The sequence below is a fragment of the Shimia aestuarii genome (assembly GCF_900114635.1).
GTDB lineage: Bacteria > Pseudomonadota > Alphaproteobacteria > Rhodobacterales > Rhodobacteraceae > Shimia > Shimia aestuarii.
Genome location: NZ_FOTQ01000002.1, coordinates 173,524 through 197,619, shown reverse-complemented (window position 1 = coordinate 197,619; position 24,096 = coordinate 173,524). Strand labels below are relative to the sequence as shown.

The window sequence follows — 24,096 nt, the reverse complement described above, 5'->3', positions numbered from 1 at the left end:
GGCGCCTTTATGCGTCAGTCTTATTGTTGATTTTCATGCCGGACAGCGACCTGCCTGCCGGGCACCGGATAGAAATGGGGCGGGCATGACGCCCGCCCCGTGTTGATTTATTTCACGCGATGCCAGTCGGCAGCGTTCCACAGTTCGGAGTCCCAGGTGTTGAGAACAACACCGCCCAGGCTGTTGGAATGCGCCGAGACGCGGCCACGGTCGACCAGTGGCACAACCACGTAGCTTTCCTTGGTCAGCATCTCGTTCATCTTCTTGGCCAGCGCATAGCGCTTTTCAAGATCCGAGGTGCGGCCCAGTTCGTCAATCAGCTTGTCGTACTCGGGGTCACAGAACCGGTTGATGTTTTCGCCGTTCCACTGGTTCGACGGCTGAGGCTCGTTGCCGCAACGGTACATCGACAGGTAGGCCTGCGGATCGGTGCCATCGAAGTTGTTGGCATACATTTCCACGTCGGCATAGAACTTCTGGAAGGTGTCGGGCGAACCGGGATCGCCACCGAAGAACACCGAGGCGTTCAGGTTGCGCAGTTCGGTTTCAACACCGATCTCGCTCCACCACTGCTTGATCAGGGCCTGGAAGTCCTGACGCACGGCGTTGGTCGAGGTCTGGTAGAGGATCGACAGGCGCACGCCATCCTTGGCGCGGACACCATCGGCACCCTTGACCCAGCCGGCTTCGTCCAGAAGCGCGTTGGCACCGGCGATGTCCTGGGTCAGACAGTCGGTGTTGTCAGAGGCGTAAACCGCCGGGCCGGGAACCAGGTTACAGGTCGGCCGACCGGCCTGACCGTAGCCGATTTCCACCAGCAGGTTGCGATCGATCGCCATGGACAGGGCCTTGCGCACGTTGATGTCCGACAGGAACGGGTGCGGTGCCTTGCGGGTCGAGCGGGTGTCCGCATCGAGATCCGGCGACGGGTCCGTCATGTTCATTTCCAGACGCTCGACCAGCGACCCGAAGGCTGCGATCGGCTTGCCTTTGCCGCCTTCTGCCATCTTGGCAAGAACATCGGGGGCCAGCTGGAGGTTCCACGCATAGTCGAATTCGCCGGTTTCCAGAACCGCACGACCGGCTGCGGTTGCATCGCCGCCGCCTTTGAAGGTCACGGTGGCAAAGGCCGGTTTTGCCGGGTCACGGTAGTTCGGGTTGGCCGACAGCGAGATCACGTCGTTGGTCTTGAACTCGTCCACGACAAACGGCCCGGTGCCGATGGGACCAAAATTGGCTTCGGTACACTCGGGTGCCTTGGCGCCCATGCAGTCCTTGAACTGAGCCATCTGGAGAATTGGCGACTGGCCACCCATGAAGGGGCCATAGGGGTTCGGCTTGGGTTCGGTGAAGTTCACCTTGACGGTCAGGTCGTCGATGATTTCGACATTGTCGACGCCGTCGAACTTGGCCAGCTGCGCACAGCCGCCTTCGGGGTGCATGCAGTATTCGGCGGTGAATTTCACGTCAGCCGAGGTCACTGCGGTGCCGTCGGACCAGAGCAGGCCCTCTTTTAGCTTCCAAGTGATCGACTTGAGATCCTCGGACACGCCGCCATTGGCGACGGTCGGAATTTCCTGGGCCAGGTAGGGCACGAGGTTGCCGTTGGGGTCATAGCGACCGAGCGGTTCGATCACCAGCGAGGCGGATTCGATATCCTTGGTGCCGCTCGACAGGAACGGGTTCAGGATCGACGGCGCTTGCCAGTAAATGATATTTACGTGGCCGTCCGAGCCGCGCTCTGCCATGGCCGCCGGGGCCATCACAAATGCGGCTGCAGCGCCGAGCATAAGTGTCTTTGCTTTCATCATACACTCCTTGTTGGGCACATTTCTGTGCTTGGTCGGGCACATTGGCTGCACCCGGTTTTTGATTGTCATAAAGAGAAGACCCGCCGGTCTGTGCCTGCGTTCTGGCAGCTTGTCGCCGTTTCCCCTCTCGACTGCGTGACATCACAGACCAGTCATCCGGAAATTGCAAGCGTTCCTTTTGGGGTGACGTGGCGCGATCTGATCAAATCGGAAGCACGGGTTTGACTTTCCGGCGGAGCTGTCTGTAGCGTCGGGATTTGGGGATACCAGAAAAACATACGCGGGGAGCGAAATCGTAATGCTGGACAATGCCATTGCCTCGATCGAGAACCTGAGGGTCGAATTCCAGACCAAGGACGGGCCGGTCGTCGGCGTCGAGGATGTTTCGTTCAAGGTGTTTCCGGGCGAAACCGTCTGTATTGTTGGTGAATCCGGATCGGGCAAATCGGTTTCAAGCCTCTCGTTGATGCGTCTTGTCGAGTTCGGCGGCGGTGAAATCGCAGGGGGGCGGCTGGTGTTTAACCGGCGCGACGCGGGCGCGGCGGACCTCGCCAAAACCGACCAGGATCTGATGCGCACGATTCGCGGAAACGAGATCGGAATGATCTTTCAGGAGCCGATGACCGCGCTCAACCCCGTGTTTACGGTGGGTCGCCAGCTGACCGAAGGGCTGCGGCTGCACAAGAAAATGTCCAAGGCGGATGCCGAGGCGCGCGCGCTGGAGTTGCTGCGTCAGGTCCGCATTCCCGAGCCCGAACGGCGTCTGCACCAGTATCCGCATGAATTGTCGGGCGGGATGCGTCAGCGGGTGGTGATCGCCATGGCGATGGCCTGTGAACCGCGTCTGTTGATCGCGGATGAACCCACCACGGCGCTGGACGTGACCATTCAGGCCGAAATTCTTGCCCTGATGGACCGCCTGAAGCGGGAAACCGGTACGGCGGTGATGTTCATCACCCATGACATGGCGGTGGTGGCGCAGATGGCGGACCGCGTGGTGGTCATGTTCCGGGGCAACAAGGTCGAAGAGGGCACGGTTCAGGAGATTTTCGAAAACCCGACCCATGATTACACCAAGGCGCTTTTGGCGGCTGTGCCCAAGCTGGGCGACATGTCGGGAACCGACCTGCCGCGCCCGATGAAGCTTTTTGGCGATACGACCCATTCGACAGATCCGATTCCCGGCACCGATGAGCCGATTCTCGAGGTGAAGAACCTTGTGACGCGCTTCCCGGTGCAGGGCGGGCTGCTGCGTCGCACGGTGGCCAAGGTGCACGCGGTCGAGGATGTTTCTTTCACCGTGAACAAGGGGCGCACGCTGTCTCTGGTGGGAGAGTCTGGATGCGGCAAGTCGACGGCGGGGCGGTCGATCCTGCGGCTTGTCGAGCCGGAATCGGGACATGTGCAGTTCGATGACAAGGATGTCATTGCGCTCAATTCCCGCGAACTGCACAAGGTCCGTCAGGACATGCAGATGATTTTCCAGGACCCCTTTGCCTCGCTCAATCCGCAGATGAAGCTGTCGGATCAAGTGGCCGAGCCGATGCGCAATTACGGCACCCATAAAGGGTCCGCGATGATGGATCGCGTGGCGATGTTGTTTGACCGGGTGGAGCTGCCGCGCAGTTTCATGAACCGCTATCCGCATGAACTTTCAGGCGGGCAGCGTCAGCGGATCGCGATTGCCCGCGCTCTTGCGTTGAACCCCAAGCTGATCGTTGCGGACGAGGCGGTGTCGGCGCTGGACGTATCGGTTCAGGCGCAGGTTCTGAACCTGATGATGGAGTTGCAGGCCGAGCTTGAAATCTCTTACCTGTTCATCAGTCACGACATGGCCGTGGTGGAGCGGGTGAGCCATGATGTTGGTGTGATGTACCTTGGGCGGATCGTCGAGATCGGTCCGCGCCGGGCGGTGTTTGAAAACCCGCAGCACCCCTATACGCAGGCGCTGATGAAGGCGGTTCCGATTGCCGATCCGAACCAGCGAAAATCGGAAAAAGACCTTAATTTCAAGCCGATCCCGTCGCCCATTCATCCGGTGGGATATGAGCCGGAGCCTTCGATCTATAAAGAGGTCGCACCGGGCCACAGGGTTCTGATCACGGACAGCGGCTACTGAGATGCACGCACCCCGAATGGGGTGCTTGCACCGTTAAGTAATTCCCGGCACTGTGACCGGGCTGAGTTCACATGATCGAAGAAAGAAGGCCTGTGATGACAGAGCGCCTGTCCCCCCGTGCGATTCTGGAGACGCTGGTGGCGTTCCCTACGGTATCCAAGGATACCAATCTGCCGTTGATCGACTGGGTCGAAGATTATCTGGGCAGTCACGGCATTGCCACGCATCGTCACCCGCATGAAACGGCTCCCGACAAGGCGGCGGTGTTTGCCCATGTGGGACCGGTTGTGGAGGGGGCGGTCGTGCTGTCGGGGCATACCGATGTGGTGCCGGTCGAAGGGCAACCCTGGAGCACGGACCCGTTCGAGGTGGTTGAAAAAGACGGCAAACTGTTTGGCCGGGGCACTTGCGACATGAAGGGGTTCGATGCGCTGGCCATCTGGGCGATGGTCGAGGCGCATTACGCGGGTGTCAGCCGGCCGTTGCAGTTGGCGCTGAGTTATGACGAGGAAATCGGCTGTACAGGCGCGCCGCCTTTGATCGAGAGTATGGGCAAGGTGCTGCCCAAGGGGAGCGCGGTGATCGTGGGTGAGCCGTCGATGATGGGCGCGGTCACAGGGCACAAGGGCGGTACGGGGTTTCACGTGCATGTGCGTGGCTTTGAGGTGCACAGCTCGATCATGCATACCGGGGTCAATGCGATCATGTACGGGGCCAAGCTGATCGAGTGGGCCAATGCGATGAACGTAGAAAACCGGGCCAAGGTGCCCGGACCTGTGGATGCGGTGTTCGAACCGCCCTGGACCACGGTGCATGTGGGCACGATCATGGGCGGCACGGCACATAACATCACGGCGCTGGATTGTCGGTTCGGATTGGATTTCCGCTTTGTGCCGGGGGAATCCTCGGAAGACTGGAAGGCGCGGGCGCGGGCAAAGGCGGCTGAGATCGAGGCCGAGATGCAGGCCGTGGCGCCAAGCGCATACATCGAGATGACCGAGTATTTCGGGGTGCCGGGTCTGGTGCCGGAAGACGCGGGTGAGGCCGAGGCGATCGTGCGCCGCCTGACCGGAGATAATGCGCCGCGCGTGGTGAGCTATGGCACGGAGGCAGGGCATTTCCAGAACGCGGGCTATTCGGCGGTGATCTGTGGTCCCGGTGACATCGCGCAGGCGCATCAGCCGGACGAATTCCTGAGCGTGGCCCAGTTTGAAGCCGGGCAGGGGTTCATGCGGAAATTGCTGGATATGCTGAAAGGCTGAGGCATGGGTGGGTTCCCGATTTCTCTGAACAGCCCTGTCGCGCACCGGGGGCCGATTCCGGCGGAAGCGGACGTGGTGATCATTGGCGGTGGTGTCATTGGGGTGAGTGCCGCCTATTTCCTCGCCAGGAAGGGGCTGCGCCCCGTCTTACTTGAAAAGGGGCGCATCGCGGGCGAGCAATCGGCGCGCAACTGGGGCTGGATTCGCCAACAGGGACGGGATCTGGCCGAGTTGCCGATCATGATCGAGGCCAACCGGCTTTGGAAAGAGATCGAGGCCGATCTGGACGAGGATATCGGCCTCAGGACCTGCGGGCTGACCTATTTTTCCAGCGGCGAGGCCGAGACCGCGCGGTATGAGGAGTGGCTTGAGGAAGCCGTGCCGATGGGGGTGGACAGCAAGCTGCTGTCTTCGCGAGAACTGGATGCGCTGATCCCCGGTATGACAGAAAGCTATCCGGCGGCGTTGCACACGCCGTCCGACATGAAGGCCGAGCCGTGGGTGGCGGTGCCCGCGCTGGCACGGGCAGCGGTGCGGCACGGCGCCGTGATCGTGGAAAACTGTGCGGCGCGGGTTCTGGAGCGCGTGGGCGGTCGGGTCAGCGGCGTGGTCACGGAACAGGGATTGATCCGCGCGCCCGAGGTGATCGTGGCGGGGGGCGCATGGTCGGCGCTGTTCCTGAAGAACGAAGGCATTTCCATGCCGCAATTGTCGGTGCGGGCCAGCGTCGCGGCAACCGTACCCTTGCCGGATGTGCATGACGGCGGCGCGGTGGGCGCACACCTTGCGTTCCGGCGGCGTCAGGACGGCGGGTACACGATCGCGGCGTCGGGGTTCCATGAGTTCTTCCTTGGTCAGGACGCATTCCGGCACGTGCGCAGCTATATCCCGCAACTGCGTCGGGCGCCGTTTGCCCGTACTTACAAGCTGGCCGCGCCCGACGAGGGCTATCCCGACGGTTGGGCGACAAAAAGGCGTTGGGGCGGTTCAGAAGAAACTCCGTTTGAGCGGATGCGCATTCTTGATCCCATGCCGAACACGGCCAAGATCGAAGAGATGCGCGCCGCATTGCAGGCGCTTCTGCCCGCGCTGGGCGAGGTGAAGCTCGCCGCGAGCTGGGCGGGGATGATCGATTCCATGCCTGACATCGTGCCGGTGGTGGACCGCGCGCCCGTGGAAGGGCTGAGCATCTGTACCGGCATGTGTGGGCACGGGTTCGGGATTGGGCCGGGCTTTGGCCGGGTGATGGCGGATATGGTGAGCGGGGGCGATGTGGGGCATGATCTCAACCGTTTCCGCCTGTCGCGGTTCAGTGACGGGTCACGTTTGGAATTGGGCCCGGATTTATGATGGGATTTGCGAAAAGCAAAGGGGAGAGACATGCCGACGAAGAATAGTTTTGCAGAAATGCACGAGGAAGTCACCGGGTGGCGCAGGCACCTGCATGAAACCCCGGAGCTGATGTATGACCTGCCCGAGACGGCCGCGTTTGTCGAAGCGCGTCTCAGGGAGATCGGTGTGGACGAGATCACGCCGGGGATCGGCCAGATCGGGGTCGTGGCTGTGATCAAGGGACGGCAGGACACCAAGGGGCGCGTGATCGGGCTGCGCGCGGATATGGATGCCTTGCCGATCCATGAGGCGACAGGGCTGGACTATGCGTCAAAGGTGGATGGCAAGATGCATGCCTGTGGTCATGACGGGCACACTGCGATCCTTTTGGGGGCGGCCAAGTACCTTGCGGAGACCCGGAACTTTGACGGCACCGCTGTGCTGATCTTCCAGCCGGCCGAAGAGGGCGGCGCCGGAGGCAAGGCGATGTGCGACGATGGGTTGATGGACCGATGGGGCATTCAGGAAGTCTATGGTCTGCACAATTCGCCGGGCCTGCCGGTTGGACAGTTTGCCATTCGTCCCGGTGCATTGCTGGCGTCTGCGGATGAGTTTGAGATCACGGTCACAGGGAAGGGCGGCCATGCAGCAGCCCCGCATGAGGCCGTGGATACAACGCTGGTGGCGGCGCAGATTGTCGTGTCTTTGCAATCCATTGTCGCGCGCACTGTCAACCCGATCCACCGGGTCGTGGTGACGGTGGGCACGTTCGAGACCGACAGTGTCGCATCGAACGTGATTGCCCATACGGTGCGGATGAAGGGTACGGTGCGCACGTTGGATGCGGAAAACCGGGCATTGGCGAAACAGCGTATCCGCGAGGTGGCCGAGGGAACAGCGGCAGCGTTTGGAGCAACCGTTGAGATGACCTGGGAGGATGGCTATCCGCCGACGGTCAATCACGAGGTGGAAACCGGCTTTGCCGTAGAGGCAGCGCGGGCGGTGGTCGGTGAGAGCAACGTGATCGACGATGTCGACCCGATCATGCCCGCCGAGGATTTCTCGTTCATGCTTGAAGAGCGTCCGGGAGCCTATATCTTTCTCGGGAATGGCGACACGATGATGTGCCACCATCCAGAGTATCAATTTGACGATGACGCGATTCCGGTTGGGTGTAGCTGGTTCGCGGAACTGGTCGAGCGCCGCATGGCGCTGGGCTGAACAAAACCAACAAGGAGCGAGACAAGATGCCCGTAAAGAACAGATTTGCCGAGTTGCAGGCCGAGATCACCGAATGGCGCCGGGATTTCCATGAACATCCCGAGATCCTGTTTGAAACCCATCGCACCAGTGCCATCGTGGCCGAAAAGCTTGAGGCGTTTGGGTGTGACGAGGTCGTGACCGGGATTGGCCGCACTGGCGTGGTCGGTGTGATCAAGGGCAAGGCGACCGGGTCGGGCAAGGTAATTGGCCTGCGGGCCGACATGGATGCGCTGCCGATCCACGAGGCAACCGGGCTGGGTTATGCCTCGAAGACCGACGGCGCGATGCATGCCTGCGGCCATGACGGACATACGGCGATGCTTTTGGGGGCGGCCAAGTACCTGTCGGAGACGCGCAATTTCGACGGCACCGTGGTGGTGATCTTTCAGCCCGCCGAAGAAGGCGGCGGCGGCGGCAAGGAAATGTGCGATGACGGCATGATGGAGCGCTGGGGCATCCAGGAAGTCTATGGCATGCACAACTGGCCGGGCAAACCGACCGGATCCTTTGCCATTCGCCCGGGCGCGTTTTTTGCCGCCACGGACCAGTTCGATATCGTGTTCGAAGGCAAGGGTGGCCATGCCGCGAAACCGCATGAGACCGTGGATACAACGGTGATGGCGGCGCAGGCGGTGCTGGCGCTTCAGACGATCACCAGCCGCAACGCGGACCCTGTGGATCAGATCGTGGTCTCGGTCACGTCGTTTGAAACCTCGTCTAAGGCGTTCAACGTGATCCCCCAGACCGTGCATCTGAAGGGCACGGTCCGAACCATGTCCAATACCATGCGCGATCTTGCGGAAAAGCGGATCAAGGAAATCTGCACCGGGATTGGCGCGACCTTCGGCGGAACTGCGGATATCAAGTATCACCGCGGCTATCCGGTGATGGTGAACAGCGAAGAACAGACCGAATTCGCCGCCGAGGTCGCCAAGTCGATCAGCGGGCAATGTGATGACGCGCCGCTGGTCATGGGGGGCGAGGATTTCGCCTTCATGCTGGAGGAACGTCCCGGCGCCTATATCCTGGTGGGCAACGGGGACACGGCGATGGTGCATCACCCGGAATACAACTTCAACGACGAGGCGATTCCGGCCGGATGCAGCTGGTGGGCGGAGATCGTGGAAAAGCGGATGCCGGCGGCCTGAGATTTGAGGGAGGCGGGGGCGTTGCCCCCGTCGTCCCTTTTGGCCTGGGCTCCGCCCGTTCACGCCTGAAACGGTCCACTGGACCGTTCCCAAGACGGCGCTCACCCCCCAGGGTATTTCTGGAAAATGAAAGAGTGGGTACGGAGTGGGGCTGATATTTTCGTGACCCGCGAAACGCGCAAATTCGTGTAGCCTCTCCGTGCATGTGCAAACGGGGAGGCGGCGATGTGGCGTTGGGTTTTGGCAGGTTTGTTGATCGCGGGCAGTGCGCAGGCCGAGGCGCGACGGCCCAGTCATTGTATCGCTCTGGCGGAACGTGGCGGGTTTGACTACGTGCAAAAGGCGTCCTTTCGTGCGCCTTTGGAAGAGCATTCGGTGCGGATCAGCTATATCGCGCATGCGTCCTTTCTGATCCAGAGCCACGAGGGCGTGTCGGCAGTGACGGATTTCACCGGCTTCATCGGCAACGTGGATTTCACGCCCGACGTGGTGACGATGAACCATGCCCATGACACCCATTGGACGCCTTACCCTGATCCGGCAATTCCGCATGTTCTTCAGGGTTGGGGGGATTTCGGTGAGGGGATCACGCATTACCTCGACCTCGGGTCGATGCTGGTGCGCAATGTGTCGACCGACATCCGCGCCTTTGGTGGGATCGAGGAAAACGGCAATTCGATTTTCGTGTTCGAGGTGGCGGGGCTGTGTATCGGACATCTGGGGCATCTGCATCACGAGCCCAATGCCGCGCAATATGCTGCGCTCGGTCGTATGGACGTGGTGATGGCGGCGGTGGATGGGGGCATGACGCTGGATGTGCCATCCATGATGCGGGTTCTGCGGCGCCTGAAGGCGCAGGTGGTGATCCCGATGCATTGGTTCGGAGATTATACGCTTTCCGGTTTTCTGGCGGGGATGTCGGATGCGTATGAGGTGGTCAACCGGGGCGACAACAGCGTCGAGCTGAGTCTGCGGTCCTTGCCGCGGCGTCCGACGATACTGGTGCTGCAACCGCGCTATTTGCGCGAGCCCTAGACGGGCGGCGCAAGGCCGCTTAGACCTTGGGGCATGACGCTTGATCCTGTTTCAGATGCTTTTGTCACGGTGCTTGCCGCCGAGTTGCCGCCACAGACCCTGCGCCCGGTCGAGGCGCGTTTCCTTGAAGAGCCGCGCGGGCGGTTTCGCGGGGATGGCGGGGTGTTGGCCCTGCCCAGAACAGTCGAAGAGGTGGCCACGATCCTGCGGGCCTGCGGGCGCGCGCGGGTTGGGGTTGTGCCTTATGGGGGCGGCACGGGGCTTGTCGGCGGGCAGGTGATGCCCGGCACGGCGCGGCCACTTGTGCTGTCGCTGGAGCGGATGAACCGGGTGCGCGCGGTCCATCCGCTGGAGAATGTGATCGTCGCGGAGGCGGGTGTGATCCTCGCCGATCTCCAGAGCGCGGCGGAAGCAGAAGACCGGCTTTTCCCATTGTCGCTTGGCTCGGAAGGGTCGGCGCGGATCGGGGGCAACTTGTCGACCAATGCCGGCGGCGTGAACGTGCTGCGCTATGGCAATGCGCGTGACCTGTGCCTTGGGCTGGAAGCGGTGCTGCCCAATGGCGAGATCTGGAACGGGCTGACGCGGCTGCGCAAGGACAACACCGGTTATGATCTGCGCAACCTTTTGATTGGCGCCGAAGGGACACTTGGGGTGATCACGGCGGCGGCGCTCAAGCTTTTTGCGCGCCCGGCCTCGGTGGGGACGGCGCTGATGGTGGTCAGGGATCCATCAGCAGCGCTCGAGTTGCTGGCGCTGGCGCGGGCCGAGGCCGGAGAAGGGGTCTCGGCCTTTGAGCTGATCCACCGGCAGGGGCTGGAGTTTGTTGCGGAACACCTGCCCGATACGCGTCAGCCGATTTCCCCGGCCCCCGAATGGATGGTACTTGTGGAACTTGGCCTGTCACGCGGGGCCGACAATGCGCTGGAAACGGTTTTCGCTGCGGGCTTGGAGGCGGGATTGGTCAGCGATGGCGTCATTGCCCAGAGCGATCAGCAACGCGCGGCGTTCTGGCGTTTGCGCGAAGCGATCCCGGAAGCGAACAAGATCGTTGGGTCCGTGGCCAGCCACGACATTTCCCTGCCGCTGGGCGCGCTTGCGGGGTTCATCGAAGAGGCGACCGGGGCTGTGCGGGCGCTGGGGCCATTTCGGGTGAACTGTTTTGGCCATCTGGGCGATGGCAATCTGCATTTCAACGTTTTTCCCCAAGACGGGCATGATCGTTCGGAATACGATGACCTGCGCCATGACGTGTCACGCCGGGTGCATGATCTCGTCATGGCTTTGGGCGGGTCGTTCAGTGCGGAACATGGTGTGGGGCGGCTCAAGGTGGAAGACCTGGAGCGGTATGGTGATCCGGCGAAGCTGAAGGCGATGCGCGCGATCAAACAGGCGTTGGACCCGCAGGGCATCATGAACCCCGGCGCGGTGCTGGCGCCGGGTTGATCTTTCCGGGGTATCCCAATGGATTAGCGGTCTCGCTGCGACGGGCTACGCCCCTCAGAGACCTTCGAACTCACACAAGACGGTGACATCCATGCCCATGTCCTCGAGCCGTTTTCGCCCGCCCAGTTCAGGCAGGTCAACGATGAAGACGCAGCCGATGATCTCTCCGCCCAGACGTTCGACCAGCTTGATCCCGGCCTCGGCCGTTCCGCCTGTGGCCAGCAGGTCATCGACCAGAAGGATCTTTTCGCCGGGCTGAATGGCGTCGTCATGGATTTCCATGATCGCTTCGCCATATTCGAGCTTGTATTCTTCGGAGATCGTGGTGCCGGGCAGCTTGCCCTTTTTGCGCACGGGGACAAAGCCGACGCTGAGCTGGTGGGCGATGGCGCCGCCAAGGATGAAACCGCGCGCCTCGAGCCCGATCACCTTGTCGATCCGCTGGCCGGCATAGGGGTGCAGCATCTGGTCGATGGCCATGCGAAAACCGCGTGGATCCGCAAAAAGCGTGGTCACGTCGCGAAACAGAATCCCTTCATGCGGGAAGTCCACGATGGTGCGGATATAGTCTTTGACCTCGGTTTTCTTGGCCATCATAGCCCCCTTTTGCGCGGTTGTGGCATCGGGCCATGGTTTGGCTGATGCGGCGGCGCAATTCAAGGGGCGGGTGGTCGCATTTTGGGCGGTCAGTCCCAGCGACGGCGCAGCGACCGATACATGCGCTGCCCGAACCAGCTGCAATGGGGTTTGTGCCAGTCCATCCGGTCATTCACGAGGATTGTTTTTGCCGCGATCAGGTTCATTTTGCCATTCCTTTCCCGAACTGCCTCGGATATGTTTGTGTAGCTGTTGTATAGGTAATGTATATACGTTGCATTAATAAAACGTCAAGGCGCCCTTGTCGGGTGCCCGGGGGCATGGGGCGCGAGTGGGAAAGAAAGACGGAAAAGGGAAGTCCAGAAAGGACAGCCAATTGGTTTTGCGACTGGATAAGCAGGAGCGCGATGACTTTGTCGAACTCTGCAAGGATCTGGACACGAGCGCGGCCCGGGAAATCCGGGGGTTCATCCGGCGCTTCATGAAGGAACATCAGAGCGATTAGGCCGCGCGCCTCAGTGTTGCCGTCAGAATGCCCATTCCGACCAATGTGATGCCCCCGGCGCGGGTCAGCCAGCGGATCACCGCGGGGCGCTCGATGCGGGCGCGCAGGCGGTCGGCCAAGAGCGCGTAGGCCAGTGCGTTGAGCGCGGCGAGGGTTACGAAGGTGGCAATCAGGATGGCGAATTGCGGCAACAGGGCGCGGGTCGGGTCAAGAAACTGCGGCACGAAGGCGATGAAGAACCCGATGCTCTTGGGATTGAGCGCGGTGACGGCGGCGGCATGGGTAAAGACGCCGCGCGCGGGCAGGGCGCGTGACGACATCAGATCGCCCAGTTCCGCATGGCGCGCGCTTTTCAACATCTTGAACCCGAGCCAGACGAGATAGATAGCACCAACCCATTTCAAAACCGTAAACGCCGTGGCCGATGCCAGCACGAGCGCGCCCAGACCCAACAGGGAGGTTGTCATGGCGACAAAGTCGCCAAGCGCGACCCCGGCGGCTGTGGCCACGGCCACCTGTCGCCCCTGGCTGAGCGCGTAGGACAGGACCAGAAGAATGGTGGGGCCGGGGATCAGAAGAAGCGCGGTTGAGGCGGCGACAAAGGTGAGCCAGAGATCAAAGGACATGGGAAAAAGCTTTTCGGTTAGGGGGTTAGAACGCGTCCCGCAACGGCATCAAGCTTGGCGATCATGGCCGGGTCGCGTGCGTCGGGGGCGGTCAGGATGGCGAATTCCAGCGCGCGGTCGCAGCCATGCGGGCAGGGCGCGCGCGAGGCGCCAAGCAAGGCAGGCAGGCGTGCAACGAGATCGCGGCCCTTCTGGGCGTTGCCGGTCAGGGTGGCGATGATCTCGGCCACGTCCACTTCGCCGTGATCGGGATGCCAGCTGTCGTAATCCGTGACCATGGCCACCGAGGCATAGCAGAGCTCGGCTTCGCGGGCGAGTTTGGCCTCGGGCATGTTGGTCATGCCGATCACGTCCGCGCCCCAATGTTCACGGTACATTTTGGATTCAGCCAGCGTCGAGAATTGCGGACCTTCCATGGCAAGGTAGGTGCCACCCTTGTGCACGGTGATCCCGGCGTTAGTGGCGGCGGTGAAACACGCCTCGGACAGGCGCGGGCAGGTCGGGTGGGCGACGCTGACATGGGCGACGAGGCCGGGGCCGAAGAAGGATTTCTCGCGGGCAAAGGTGCGGTCAATAAACTGATCTACAACGACAAAATCTCCGGGCGCCATTTCTTCGCGGAACGACCCGACCGCGGAAACCGAGATCACGTCGGTCACGCCAAGGCGTTTCAGTGCGTCGATATTGGCGCGGTAGGGCACCGAGGTCGGTGTGTGCACATGGCCGCGCCCGTGGCGGGGCAGGAAGGCCATTTTGACGCCACCCAGCGTGCCGGTCAGGATCTGGTCAGAGGGCGCCCCCCAAGGGGTTTCGACGCTTTGCCACGCGGCATTTTCCAGCCCGTCGATCTCGTAAATGCCCGAACCGCCGATCACGGCAATCATGGTGTCACTCATTGGGGTGCCTTCTCTTTTTTGGTCAGCGCATTGTTGAGCCGGTGGCGGGGGAAATGCAACCAGCTTGGCAGGGGTGAAGGAAAGATGAAAGCGGGGTGCGGTTGGGCGGTGCGTTGTCGGAGAAATGGGCGCGAAACTCCTGTTTTTCATAAGAAAACGGCGTTCGGTTTCACGTCGGTATCGTGTCGGTATCGCGTCGGTGGTCCGTGTGAAGTTCTCGAATAACCGCGATTTCCAAGCCGCGCGTTAACGCGATGGCAAGTTTCGGCTGCGAGACTGGGTTTCGAAGTCGGAAAACGCGGCATCAAATCCGATGAGCGGCCATGTCAGATCCTGCGCCCTGCCGTGCCGGTCGGTGAAGGTAAAGCGGAAGGCCGTGCCCATTTGCATGGCAGAAAGGAGCGGTTCGGCCTCCGGGCCGGAAAAGACGCAGCTTAGCCCGGTCAGACAGCCACCGCGCGTGGTGGACCAGAGGACGTCATCCGGCGTGTTGGTGATGCGGAATCCGTCGGGGGCAAAGAAGGTGCCCGGTTCAATACCAAACGCCACGCTTGGCCCGTCGGTTTCGGGTGTGATGAACAGGAACTGGGCGGCAAAGTGGGGGCGAGGAGAAAACACGTCCACCCAGCGGATGTAGCAGCGCTGGTTCAGGGTGCCGTCTTCGATCCGCTCGTCGCAAATGCTGCTCCAGAGACCGAACGTGGAAAAGTGGGTCACGATCCAGTCGCCGGGCGTGTCATTTCCCTGTTGATCCTGCGCTGCGAGCGGGGATGTCGCAAGCAGAAACGGAATTAGCAGGAAGGACAGAAGCCAGCGCATGAGAGGGGCCTTTGCTTGGGAGCCTCTGGCCAGCTTGCAAGGCAGGCACAGGCGGGTCCAGTCACATTCGTCGACGGTTTCGTGAGCAAATGCTGTGGATTTGGCGCATCGGCGCGTTCAAGTCGTGCCACTACTATTGTGGAACTGCAGCAGACCCGTTAGGGACGGGCGCAAGCGAACACTCCCAATCAGACAGGATGCCTATGCGACGCGCGGCTCTGGCCATGCTGGCCAAAAACATTTCTCCCCCCAACCTTTCGATCATGCAGGACGAGGGGTTCACCATTGGTCGGATCCGCACCGAGGTGCTTTCGGGGCTGACCGTGGCGCTGGCGCTGGTGCCGGAAGCGGTGGCTTTTGCCTTTGTCGCCGGGGTGCACCCGCTGGTGGGGCTTTATGCGGCCTTCCTTGTGGGTCTGATCACGGCGGTGATCGGCGGGCGACCCGGCATGATTTCGGGGGCGACCGGGGCGTTGGCCGTGGTGATGGTCGCGCTGGTGGCCGAGCACGGGGTCGAATACCTTTTTGCGACCGTGGTTCTGATGGGCATTTTGCAGGTCATCGCCGGGGCGATGCATTGGGGCAAGTTCATCCGGCTGGTGCCGCATCCGGTGATGCTGGGCTTTGTGAACGGGCTGGCGATCGTGATTTTCCTGGCTCAGATGAGCCAGTTCAAAGTGCCGGGCTCCATGGTGAGTGACGGGCATGGCATGTCTGGGGGCGAATGGCTCTCGGGGATGCAGCTTTATACGATGCTGGCGCTGGTGGGCCTGACGATGCTGATCGTCTGGGGGCTGCCGAAAGTGACCAAGGTGATCCCGGCGCCGCTGGCGGGGATTGCGATCACGGCTTTTGTGGTGATTGCCTTTGGGCTGGATGTGCCGCGTGTGGGCGATATGGCGTCGATCGAAGGGGGGCTGCCGCAGTTCCATATTCCGGCGGTGCCACTCAATCTTGAGACCTTCTATATCATCCTGCCTTATGCGGTCATTCTGGCAGCGATTGGGTTGATCGAGAGCCTGCTGACGCTGAACCTTGTGGGGGAAATGACCAATAAACGCGGCGGTGCCTCGCAAGAATGTATCGCGCAAGGGGTGGCAAATGTGACCACTGGTTTCTTTGGCGGTATGGGCGGTTGTGCAATGATCGGTCAGTCGATGATCAACGTGAAATCCGGCGGGCGTACGCGGATTGCCGGGATCGCGGCGGCGCTGTTCCTGTTGTTGTTCATCGTGGCGGCAAGCCCGCTCATCGAGCAGATCCCGCTGGCCGCGCTGGTCGGTGTGATGTTCATGGTGGTGATCGGCACATTTGCGTGGAACTCTTTCAAGATCATGCGCAAGGTGCCCTTGATGGATGCCTTCGTGATCGTTCTGGTGACGGTGGTGACAGTGATGGAAGACCTTGCCGTTGCTGTTGTGGTCGGTGTGATCGTGTCGGCGCTGGCCTATAGCTGGCAGAACGCGCGCCGCATTCACGCCATCACCCGCGAGAGCGCAAGCGATCCGGGGGCCAAGGTCTATGAGATCGAAGGGCCGCTGTTCTTTGGCTCGTCAGACGGGTTTGTCGAACTGTTTGACGTAGCGCATGATCCCGACCACGTGATCATCGATTTCCAGCGCAGCCGGGTTGTGGACCAGTCGGCCTTGCAGGCGATCGAGGCGGTTGCGGCCAAGTATGAGGCGGCGGGCAAGGCGGTGGCGCTGCGCCATCTGAGCCGCGACTGTCACCAGTTGCTGAGCCGGGCCGGACACTTGATGATCGACAGTGATGATGACCCCGAATACGAGGTGGCTGTCGACTATTCGGTGCGCACCGGTATTTTGGGCGGGCACTGATAGCTTCGGACCTTTGACATGGCATTTCTGGCGATCCTGATCGGGCTGATGCCGTCCTTCCTTCTGGTGGGGTTGGGCGGGCTGATCCGGGATCGCCTGTCGGTCAATGCGTGGCAGGGGCTGGACAAGCTCAACTTTGAAATCCTGTTCCCGGCGCTGTTGTTCGTGGCCGCGTCGACGCGGGAAATCCGCCCCGGCGCGATTGTCACGATTGCGCCGGTGGTCTGGGGATTGATGGGCGTCGCGCTGATCGTGGCGTGGCAGGCGCGGCGGTTTGGGCCGGAACGTTTCCTTGATTTTGCCGGGTCATGGCAGACCGCGTGGCGGTTCAATTCGGCGCTGGCCTTTATCGCCGTGGGCGTTACCGATGCGGCGGACCCGGCATTGATGGCGGTGTGCATCGGGATGGCTGTGCCGATGGCGAATGTCTTCGCGGTCTCGGCCCTGTCGCGCGGAGGCAGCCTTGGGGTGTGGGGCACGGTGCGCAAGGTGGCGCTCAACCCGTTTTTGCTGGCGTCTTTGAGTGGCGTGGCCGTGGGGCTGTCGGGGTGGAAGATCCCGGCACCGGTTCTGGCGCCGCTGACAATGCTGGCCGAGGCTGCAATCCCGATTGCACTGATCTCGGTGGGGGCGACGATGAACTGGGGGGCGCTGGCGCGGCTGGACCGGTTCAGCGGGATCATTTGCGCAACGAAGCTGATCGTGATGCCGATGGTGGCGGTGGCCGTGGCTTTGGGCCTTGGATTGCCCGGTACCATTTCCATTGTGGTGGTGATCTGGGCGGCGTTGCCGACGGCCTCGGGCGCGCATGTGCTGGCCGCCGGTTTCGGGGCGGATCGGGTGTTGTCAGCGACGTTGGTGGCGCAGACGACGCTTTTGGCGGCGGCTTCTCTGCCGGTGTGGATTGCGGTGGCCGTGGCGGTGTTTGGGGGCTAGCCCGGCTTCAAGTCGTGGGCGCAAGCACTTCCAGCGCATCAACATCCCCGGCCATGATGGCCGGGATCGCTGCTTCGATGCCCGCCAGCGGCCAATCCCACCACGCCAACTCAAGAAGGCGCTCGATCACGTCCGGGGCAAAACGATAGCGCGCCACGGTGCCGGGGTTGCCCGTGACAATCGCGTAATCCGGCACGATGCCGCGCACCACGGCGCCCGCGCCGATGATCGCGCCATGGCCGATATGGGCGCCGGGCAGGATGGTGGCCCCATTGCCGAACCACACGTCATGGCCCACAAGTGTATCGCGCTGATCCGGCTGATAGCCTTCACGGGCGGTTCCGTCAAAGATGGGAAAGGGATAACAGCTTAGTCCGTCGGTCGCGTGGTTGGCCGAGGCGGTCAGAAAGCGCACGCCGTGCGCGATCTGACAGAATTTGCCGATGATCAGCCGTTCCTGCGAGAACGGAAAGAGATAGGGTGCCAGCCGCGCGGCCCAGTCCCCGGGCGGGTCGAAATCCGAGGCATAGGTATAGGCCCCGACCGAAAGACAGGGATGGTCGGTCACCGCCCGCAGCATCACCGTGCCGCGATGCGGGCTGCCATCGGGGAGATGGATGGGGTAGGGCTGATCCGGGTCGGGCAGGGGCATCAATCGTCCGGTCTTGCCAGTGTGAAAGTGTTGTCCACGACAGAGTAGTCGCGATAACCCAGCCGCGCCAGCGGGCGGAAGGTGGTCACGTCGAAGATGCCGTCCACGATGCAATTGTCGCGCAGGTGAATGCCGACAACCTCACCCATGACCATGAAGTTGTTTTCGCCCAAAAGCGGCACGATCTGGGTCATGCGGCATTCCAGCGAGGCGGGCGCGCCAAGAAGGCGGGGACAGTCGATTGTTTCGCATTGCGCCGCCTCAAGCCCGGCCCGGTCGAACTCGTCCACGTCCTTGTCGAACGTGGTGGTCGACACGTTCATGGCGTCACGCATCGCCTCTTCGACGACGTTGATGCAGAACACGCCGGTGGCGCGGATGTTTGAGAGCGAATCCTTGCCCTCGGCCTGATCCGGCTTGGTCCCGGTCGAGGCGAACATGACCTGTGGCGGTACATAAGCGGTGCCGTTGAAGAAGGAATAGGGGGCGAGGTTGCGCCGCCCGTCCGCATCCCGAGTCGAGACCCACGCGATGGGGCGCGGGGTGATCAGGGCATTGAACGGGTTGTGGGGCAGGCCGTGGCCGTCTTTGGGCTGATAGAACATGGATCGCGCTTCCTTTGGGTTTGCCCAAGGGTTAACGCCATGCTAGGGCCGATTCCACATCAAAAAGACCAAACGAGGCGCGAAGCGGGTGTTCACACTTGCACAGGAAACCGAAGAAGACTGGTGGGAGGTCGAAGCCCTCTATGACCTGTGCTTTGCGCCGGGGCGCGAGGCGCTGAGTTCTTACCGGCTGCGCGATGGCGTGGCGCGGGTGGCGGGAATGTCGCTGGTGGCGCGGGATGCCCAGAATATCCTGGCCGGGGCGATCCGTTATTGGCCAGTGCGGATCGGGGCGTCAGAGGCGCTGCTTCTGGGGCCAGTGGCGGTGCACCCGACCCACCAGGGCGAAGGTCTGGGCGGTTTGCTGATCGAAGAGAGCCTTGCCAAGGGCAGCGGTCAGGGCTGGGAACGGGTGATGCTGGTGGGCGATGCGCCCTATTACAAACGGTTCGGCTTTGAAAAACTTGCGGATGTGATCATGCCGCCGCCTACGAACCCGGACCGTGTTCTGGGCCGCGAGTTGGTGCCGGGGGCGTGGGACGGGATCTCAGGCACCGTGCAAAGCTTTGCCGATGCAGCGCCGTCCCCTTGATTTCGCGCGTGTCAAAGCTGATCTTTGACACATGACCGAGAGTGACCCGCTGGACATCCGACAGATCGCCGTGATCGACCCCGAGGCAGAAATCGCACGGCTTGCGAAACGCTACCGCAATGCGGGGGGGCTGGGGATCGAGCTTCTCAACCTCTTGGGCGGACAGGCCGAAGGGTTGTTGGATCGCCTGCCCAGACAGGTGCGCGACCGGCTGGATGGTGCCACAGAGCTGGCGCTTTCGCAGGCGATGCGCGCGGCGCAGGGCTCGCGCCGAGTGGTGGGCGAACAAAAGACATGGTTGAACACGGCTGTGGCCACCGCGCTGGGCGCGGCAGGGGGCGCGGGTGGATTGCCGGGGGCATTGGCGGAATTGCCGGTCACGACGACCGTGCTGTTGCGCGCCATTCAGGATGAGGCACGTCGACAAGGCTTTGATCCCGAAGCGGAAAACGTGCAGTTCGATTGCATCCGCGTGTTTTCAGCCGCCGGGCCGCTGGCGCGTGATGATGGCGCGGACCTTGCTTTTGTCAGCACGCGTCTGGCGCTCACCGGAGGCGCCATGCAGGCGCTGATTGCGCGGGTTGCGCCGCGTCTTGCAGTCGTGCTGGGCCAAAAGCTTGCCGCGCAGGCGGTACCGGTGCTTGGCGCCGTGGCTGGGGCGGCCACGAATTATGCCTATACCAGCTACTACCAGGAAATCGCGCATGTGCATTTTGGCCTGCGCCGCCTGGCGATTGACGCTGACATCGACCATGACCGGCTGGTCGAAAAAATGCTGGCGCAGATGGGCCCGCCGCGCGCGGCCTGATCTTTCTTTTTCCGGAAATACCCCGGGGGAGTCGCCGCTTGCGGCGGCGGGGGCAGCGCCCCCTTAGCCGGTGTTGCGCAGGTACTCCATCAATGCCGGGCGCACCGTCTGATCCCCGCGTTCGCGCGCCTGCACGATCACTTCGCGCACTTCGCCCAGATTGGTGCGCCGCAACAGGCTCTTGACCGGGCCGATCGAGGCCGGGCGCATCGACAGCGACCGCAACCCCATCGCCGCAAGGCAGAGTGCTTCGATCGGACGGCCGGCATCCTCGCCGCAGAAACTGAGCGGAGTCTTCGTGGTGACACAGCGGTTCACGATGCCTTCGAGGAAAGTCAGGAAGCTGACGTTGAGCGTGTCATAGCGACGTCGCACCCGTTCGTTTTCCCGGTCGGCGGCAAAGAAGAACTGTTTGAGGTCATTGCCGCCAATCGACAGGAAATCCACCTCTTCAAAGAACTTTTGCGGGGCGAAGGCCAGAGAGGGGGTTTCCAGCATCGCGCCCACTTCAAGGTTCTCGGGCAGGGGGTGGCCGAGGATGTGTTCGCGCTCAAGCGCCTTGTCCATTTCGGCGCGGGCGGCGGTGTATTCGTCATATTGCGCCACGAAGGGGAACATGACGGTGAGCGGGCGTCCGTTGGCGGCACGCAGGAGCGCCTGTAGCTGCATGCGCATCACGCCGGGTTTGTCCAGCGCCACGCGCACCGCGCGCCAGCCCAATGCCGGGTTGGGTTCGTCCTGCGGTGTCATGTAGGGCAGGACCTTGTCCGACCCGATGTCGAGCGTGCGGAACACGACCCGCATGCCCTTGGCTGCATCCATGACGTGGCTGTAGAGCTGTGCCAGTTCGGTCCGCTTGGGCATTTGGTTGCGCACGAGAAACTGAAGCTCTGTGCGGAACAGGCCGACCCCTTCGGCGCCCGAGTTTTCCAGCGAGGGAAGGTCGGCCATGAGGCCGGCGTTCATGTGCAATGAAATGGTCGTACCATCGAGCGTGGTGGCGGGCTTGTCGCGGATCGAGGCGTAGCGTTGCTGGGCCTCGGCGGCCATCGCGATCTTGTCACGGAAAGCGGCGACGACCGTGTCGTCCGGGCGCAGATGTACAACGCCCTGGTCCCCGTCGAGCATGATATGATCGCCATTGAGCGCCTCTGTGGTGATGCGGTCGGCGTGAATCACCAGCGGGATGGCCAGCGCACGGGCGACAATCGCAGCGTGGCTGCCCACGGAGCCTTCTTCGAGCACGATGCCCCTGAGATTGCGGCCATATTCGAGCAATTCACCGGGGCCGATATTGCGCGCCACGAGGATCGGGTCGGCAGGCAGGTCGGCGCCGGTTTCGGTGCCCTGTCCGGTCAGGATGCGCAACAGGCGGTTCGAGAGGTCGTCCAGATCGTGCAGACGTTCGCGCAGATAGGCATCCGTCACCTGTTCCATGCGGGTCCGGGCGGCGGATTGTTCTTTCTCGACGGCGGCTTCGGCAGAGAGACCGCGCGCGATGTCGCTTTCCATGCGCTTCATCCAGCCCTTGGAGTTGGCAAACATCCGGTAGGCTTCGAGTACGTCGAGCTGTTCCTTGTCGCCACGCGCGGCAGTGGCCAGCATCTTGTCGACGCCGACCCGCAGGGTTTCGACCGCTTCGCTGAGGCGGGCCAGTTCGGTTTCGGGATCGTCTGCAACGGGGTTGGTGACAACCACGCGCGGTTCGTGCAGCCAGACATGGCCCTCGGCGGCCCCTTCCTGGGCACCGGAGCCTTTGAAGGCGACAGGCTGCTGATGGCGGGCGGTCATGGCCGCGCCTTCGCCGACAAAGGCGCCCAGCTCGGTCATTTCGGCCAGCACCATGGCCACCACTTCCAGCGCATAGACCTCGTCCGCGGAATAGGTGCGCGCGTCCTTGGACTGGACCACGAGCACGCCGAGATTGTCACCCAGCCGCTGAATCGGCACGCCGCAGAAGCTGGAATAGATCTCTTCTCCGGTTTCCGGCATGTAGCGGAACCCCTTTTCGGAGGGGGCATTGTCGGAGTTGATCACGCGCGAACTGCGAGCGACGCGGCCCACGAGGCCTTCACCCACGCGCAGGCGGGTCTGGTGCACCGATTCCGGGTTCAGACCTTCGGTGGCGCAGAGTTCAAGCGTTTCATCGTCACGAAACAGGTAGATCGAGCACACCTCGGTGCCCATCGATGAGGCAATCAGGTGGGTGATGCGGTCCAGGCGTTCCTGACCGGCCGTGTCTTCGGCCAATGCATCGCGCAACCGGCCCAGCAGCTTGCGGCTTTCGGATTCGGTTCTTTCAGACATGCGCGGTTCGGTTCCCCGTCTGGTTGCATTTCACCCTGAATAGATCACATGCGGCGGCGAAGCGAAACGCGTTTTTGTCCCGAAGGGGGGCGTGTGGCAGAGGAATGCCCAATAAAGCATCCGCCCCCTTGCAGGACGACAGAAATAAAGCCGTCCCGGAGTTTGACCGGGACGGGGGCAGGGCCAGTCCTTGCAGATGCTGGGATCGGGCGTGATCAGGCCGCCTTGTCGAGATCAAAGGCGTCGTGCAGCGCCTGTACCGCCAGTTCGAGATACTTGCGGTCGATCAGGACGGAAATCTTGATTTCCGACGTGGTGATGACCTTGATGTTGATGCCCTCGTCAGAGAGGACCTTGAACATCTTGGCTGCAACCCCAGATTGCGAGCGCATCCCGATGCCGACGACAGAAATCTTGGCGACATCCATGTCCGTGATGAGGTCGGAGAAGTTCAGGCCGCCCGAGGCCTTGAGTTCGGCAAGGGCTTTCTCGGCGCGCTTCACCTGATCGGTGGGCAGCGAGAAAGTCATGTCGGTGCGCCCTTCCTCGGAAATGTTCTGAACGATCATGTCCACGTTCACGCCCGCATCGGAGAGACATCCGAAGATGATCGAGGCGATGCCCGGACGGTCGGCGACCGACAGAAGGGTCATCTTGGCTTCGTCGCGGCTATAGGCGACGCCAGAAACAACATTGCTTTCCATGATTTCCTCCTCATCGCAGACCAGGGTTCCGGCCTCGTCGGATTGTTCTTCAAACGAGCTCAGCACCCGCAGTTTGACCTTGTAACGCATGGCCAGTTCGACCGAGCGGGTTTGCAGCACCTTGGCCCCCAGCGAGGCCAGTTCCAGCATTTCCTCGAACGCGATCCGGTCGAGTTTGCGGGCCTTGCTGCAGATACGCGGATCGGTGGTGTAGACCCCGTCCACGTCGGTGTAGATGTCGCAGCGTTCCGCATCGAAAGCGGCGGCAAAGGCGACGGCGGTGGTGTCCGAGCCGCCCCGGCCCAGCGTGGTGATGCGGCCTTCGGGGCTGATGCCCTGGAACCCGGCAACCACGGCGACACGCATGCCTTCGCCGAACTTGGCGTTGATATTGTCGGTCGGGATTTCCTCGATCCGGGCCTGGGAATGGGCCGAGGTGGTCAGGAGCGGCACCTGCCAACCCTGCCAGCTGCGCGCCGGGATATCCATTTCCTGCAAGGTCAGCGCCATCAGGCCGGCGGTCACGTTTTCGCCCGAGGAGACCACGGCGTCATATTCGCGCGCATCAAACAGGGGCGAGGTTTCTTCGACATAACCGACCAGCTTGTTGGTCTGGCCGGACATGGCCGAGACGATGACGATCACGTCATAGCCTTTGGCGACTTCGACGCCGATACGTTTGGCGGCGCGGCGGATGCGGTCGAGGTTGGCGACCGAGGTGCCGCCGAATTTCATCACAAGAACGGGCATTCTCGTTTCCTTGGGCTTTGGTTGAGCGGGGTTTACGCGGGATGG

Annotated in this window: 21 protein-coding genes; 12 read left to right on the top strand and 9 right to left on the bottom strand. The window is 62.1% G+C overall.

Annotated features, from left to right (window positions below; all coding sequences use genetic code 11):
* Positions 1-107: 107 nt before the first annotated feature.
* The gene (locus BMZ35_RS08660) at positions 108-1,808 is read right to left on the bottom strand and encodes a peptide ABC transporter substrate-binding protein (protein WP_093093339.1); all 1,701 of its coding nucleotides are present in this window, start codon (positions 1,806-1,808) and stop codon (positions 108-110) included.
* A 301-nt stretch (positions 1,809-2,109) separates the two neighbouring features.
* On the opposite strand from BMZ35_RS08660, the gene BMZ35_RS08655 reads away from it, so the two are divergent.
* From BMZ35_RS08655 to BMZ35_RS08625, 7 genes are all read left to right on the top strand, one after another.
* Positions 2,110-3,930, top strand: coding sequence for an ABC transporter ATP-binding protein (locus BMZ35_RS08655; protein ID WP_093093015.1), 1,821 nt, complete (start codon positions 2,110-2,112; stop codon positions 3,928-3,930).
* Positions 3,931-4,025: 95 nt separating this feature from the next.
* Positions 4,026-5,192 carry an acetylornithine deacetylase gene (gene argE, locus BMZ35_RS08650; RefSeq protein WP_093093013.1) on the top strand — a complete coding sequence of 389 codons (1,167 nt, stop codon included), beginning with the start codon at positions 4,026-4,028 and terminating at the stop codon, positions 5,190-5,192.
* 3 nt (positions 5,193-5,195) lie between these two features.
* Complete coding sequence (locus BMZ35_RS08645; protein WP_093093011.1) at positions 5,196-6,542, top strand: NAD(P)/FAD-dependent oxidoreductase; 1,347 nt, start codon at positions 5,196-5,198, stop codon at positions 6,540-6,542.
* A gap of 30 nt (positions 6,543-6,572) precedes the next feature.
* Positions 6,573-7,745 carry a M20 aminoacylase family protein gene (locus BMZ35_RS08640; RefSeq protein WP_093093009.1) on the top strand — a complete coding sequence of 391 codons (1,173 nt, stop codon included), beginning with the start codon at positions 6,573-6,575 and terminating at the stop codon, positions 7,743-7,745.
* Positions 7,746-7,771: 26 nt separating this feature from the next.
* Positions 7,772-8,935: a M20 aminoacylase family protein gene (locus BMZ35_RS08635; protein WP_093093007.1), complete on the top strand. Its 1,164-nt coding sequence runs from the start codon at positions 7,772-7,774 to the stop codon at positions 8,933-8,935.
* Between the two features lie 225 nt (positions 8,936-9,160).
* Positions 9,161-9,970 carry an MBL fold metallo-hydrolase gene (locus BMZ35_RS08630; RefSeq protein ID WP_093093005.1) on the top strand — a complete coding sequence of 270 codons (810 nt, stop codon included), beginning with the start codon at positions 9,161-9,163 and terminating at the stop codon, positions 9,968-9,970.
* A gap of 33 nt (positions 9,971-10,003) precedes the next feature.
* The gene (locus BMZ35_RS08625) at positions 10,004-11,416 is read left to right on the top strand and encodes an FAD-binding oxidoreductase (RefSeq protein ID WP_093093003.1); all 1,413 of its coding nucleotides are present in this window, start codon (positions 10,004-10,006) and stop codon (positions 11,414-11,416) included.
* A gap of 54 nt (positions 11,417-11,470) precedes the next feature.
* Here the strand turns inward: BMZ35_RS08625 and BMZ35_RS08620 are convergent, their stop codons facing one another.
* On the bottom strand, positions 11,471-12,010 hold the full coding sequence (locus BMZ35_RS08620) for an adenine phosphoribosyltransferase (protein WP_093093337.1): 540 nt from the start codon (positions 12,008-12,010) through the stop codon (positions 11,471-11,473).
* A 334-nt stretch (positions 12,011-12,344) separates the two neighbouring features.
* Here BMZ35_RS08620 and BMZ35_RS20885 point away from each other — a divergent pair, with 334 nt between their 5' ends.
* A complete protein-coding gene (locus BMZ35_RS20885; protein ID WP_165610032.1) occupies positions 12,345-12,518 on the top strand; it encodes a hypothetical protein in 174 nt (57 codons plus the stop codon).
* On the opposite strand, the gene BMZ35_RS08610 is transcribed toward BMZ35_RS20885, so the two are convergent.
* The 3 genes from BMZ35_RS08610 to BMZ35_RS08600 form a co-directional block, all read right to left on the bottom strand.
* Positions 12,515-13,144 carry a LysE family translocator gene (locus BMZ35_RS08610; RefSeq protein WP_093092999.1) on the bottom strand — a complete coding sequence of 210 codons (630 nt, stop codon included), beginning with the start codon at positions 13,142-13,144 and terminating at the stop codon, positions 12,515-12,517. The two genes, BMZ35_RS20885 and BMZ35_RS08610, sit on opposite strands and share 4 nt — an antisense overlap.
* 17 nt (positions 13,145-13,161) lie before the next feature.
* A complete protein-coding gene (locus tag BMZ35_RS08605; RefSeq protein WP_093092997.1) occupies positions 13,162-14,040 on the bottom strand; it encodes an S-methyl-5'-thioadenosine phosphorylase in 879 nt (292 codons plus the stop codon).
* Positions 14,041-14,286: 246 nt separating this feature from the next.
* On the bottom strand, positions 14,287-14,859 hold the full coding sequence (locus BMZ35_RS08600; protein WP_093092995.1) for an invasion associated locus B family protein: 573 nt from the start codon (positions 14,857-14,859) through the stop codon (positions 14,287-14,289).
* Positions 14,860-15,062: 203 nt separating this feature from the next.
* On the opposite strand from BMZ35_RS08600, the gene BMZ35_RS08595 reads away from it, so the two are divergent.
* Together BMZ35_RS08595 and BMZ35_RS08590 are read left to right on the top strand one after the other, a co-directional pair.
* On the top strand, positions 15,063-16,697 hold the full coding sequence (locus BMZ35_RS08595) for a SulP family inorganic anion transporter (protein ID WP_093092993.1): 1,635 nt from the start codon (positions 15,063-15,065) through the stop codon (positions 16,695-16,697).
* Between the two features lie 18 nt (positions 16,698-16,715).
* On the top strand, positions 16,716-17,633 hold the full coding sequence (locus BMZ35_RS08590) for an AEC family transporter (protein WP_207502936.1): 918 nt from the start codon (positions 16,716-16,718) through the stop codon (positions 17,631-17,633).
* A 7-nt stretch (positions 17,634-17,640) separates the two neighbouring features.
* Here BMZ35_RS08590 and BMZ35_RS08585 read toward each other — a convergent pair whose 3' ends face one another.
* Together BMZ35_RS08585 and BMZ35_RS08580 are read right to left on the bottom strand one after the other, a co-directional pair.
* The gene (locus BMZ35_RS08585) at positions 17,641-18,285 is read right to left on the bottom strand and encodes a CatB-related O-acetyltransferase (protein WP_093092991.1); all 645 of its coding nucleotides are present in this window, start codon (positions 18,283-18,285) and stop codon (positions 17,641-17,643) included.
* Entirely contained in the window at positions 18,285-18,890 is a 606-nt protein-coding gene (locus BMZ35_RS08580) for a flavin reductase family protein (protein ID WP_093092989.1), read from the bottom strand. Before BMZ35_RS08580 ends, BMZ35_RS08585 begins: the two co-directional genes overlap by 1 nt.
* A gap of 88 nt (positions 18,891-18,978) precedes the next feature.
* Here BMZ35_RS08580 and BMZ35_RS08575 point away from each other — a divergent pair, with 88 nt between their 5' ends.
* On the top strand, positions 18,979-19,482 hold the full coding sequence (locus BMZ35_RS08575; RefSeq protein ID WP_093092987.1) for a GNAT family N-acetyltransferase: 504 nt from the start codon (positions 18,979-18,981) through the stop codon (positions 19,480-19,482).
* A 31-nt stretch (positions 19,483-19,513) separates the two neighbouring features.
* Positions 19,514-20,290 (top strand): EcsC family protein, encoded by a 777-nt coding sequence (locus BMZ35_RS08570; RefSeq protein ID WP_093092985.1) that lies wholly within the window; start codon positions 19,514-19,516, stop codon positions 20,288-20,290.
* A 63-nt stretch (positions 20,291-20,353) separates the two neighbouring features.
* On the opposite strand, the gene ptsP is transcribed toward BMZ35_RS08570, so the two are convergent.
* Positions 20,354-22,597 (bottom strand): phosphoenolpyruvate--protein phosphotransferase, encoded by a 2,244-nt coding sequence (gene ptsP / locus BMZ35_RS08565; RefSeq protein ID WP_093092983.1) that lies wholly within the window; start codon positions 22,595-22,597, stop codon positions 20,354-20,356.
* A 215-nt stretch (positions 22,598-22,812) separates the two neighbouring features.
* Positions 22,813-24,051 carry an aspartate kinase gene (locus tag BMZ35_RS08560; RefSeq protein WP_093092981.1) on the bottom strand — a complete coding sequence of 413 codons (1,239 nt, stop codon included), beginning with the start codon at positions 24,049-24,051 and terminating at the stop codon, positions 22,813-22,815.
* Between the last annotated feature and the right edge of the window lie 45 nt (positions 24,052-24,096).